Origin of the sequence: Micromonospora sp. CV4 (genome assembly GCF_003667455.1) — a bacterium.
Taxonomy (GTDB): domain Bacteria; phylum Actinomycetota; class Actinomycetes; order Mycobacteriales; family Micromonosporaceae; genus Micromonospora.
Map to the genome: position 1 here is coordinate 1 of NZ_RCVI01000057.1, position 957 is coordinate 957.

At 76.7% G+C, this 957-nt stretch carries 1 protein-coding gene; it reads left to right on the forward strand.

Translation table 11 applies throughout. From position 1 onward, the window contains the following. Window positions 1–91 precede the first annotated feature (91 nt). A partial coding sequence (locus tag EAD98_RS00300; RefSeq protein WP_121652115.1) for a cobalamin biosynthesis protein occupies window positions 92–957 on the forward strand: 866 nt, incomplete at its 3' end.

Genomic DNA, 957 nt, shown 5'->3' on the forward strand with positions numbered 1-957 from the left:
CAGGCCCTGGGCAGGGTGGGGCGTTCAGGGCATGCGGGCCGGGCTGGTACACGGGACGCTCGTCTAGGCTGGCCGGCCGGGGGTGGTGCGCGTGCGACGGACAGCGCCGGTGGCGAACGCGGCGGGGCTGCTGGCCGGGTACGCGCTGGACAGGCTGCTCGGCGACCCACGCCGGTGGCACCCGGTGGCCGGCTTCGGGCAGGTCGCCGGCGCGCTGGAGCGGCGGCTATACCGGCCGGACCGGACGGCCGGTGCGCTGTTCACCGCAATGTCCGTCGGTGGGCCGGTGCTGCTCGGGGCGGCCGCCGCGGCAGCCACCCGGCGCCGGCCGGTGACCCGGGCGGTGCTCGTCGCCGCCGGCACCTGGACCGTGCTGGGCGGTCGCACGCTGCGGCACGAGGCCACCGTCATGGGTGGGGCGCTGCGCGACGGCGACCTGCCCGCCGCCCGGAAACGCCTCGGTCACCTCTGTGGCCGGGACCCGTCGACGCTGGGCGAGTCGGAGCTGGCCCGGGCCACCGTCGAGTCCGTCGCGGAGAACACCTCCGACGCGGTGGTCGCCCCGCTGGTCTGGGGCGCGGTCGCCGGCCTGCCCGGGCTGCTGGGCTACCGCGCGGCCAACACCCTCGACGCGATGGTCGGGCACCGGTCGGCGCGCTACGCGCGGTTCGGCACCCCGGCTGCCCGCCTGGACGACCTGCTCAACCTGGTGCCGTCCCGGCTGACCGGGCTGCTCACCATCGCCGTCGCGCCGGTCGCGAACGGCGACCGGGAACGGGCCTGGCGGGTGTGGCGGCGCGACCGCAACGACCACCCGAGCCCCAACGCCGGTCAGTGCGAGGCGGCGATGGCCGGTGCGCTGGGGGTCCGCCTCGGAGGCCGGAACATCTACTTCGGACGCTCCGAGGTGCGTCCCTTCCTGGGCGACGGTCCCCGCCCCGGTCTCTATACACATCT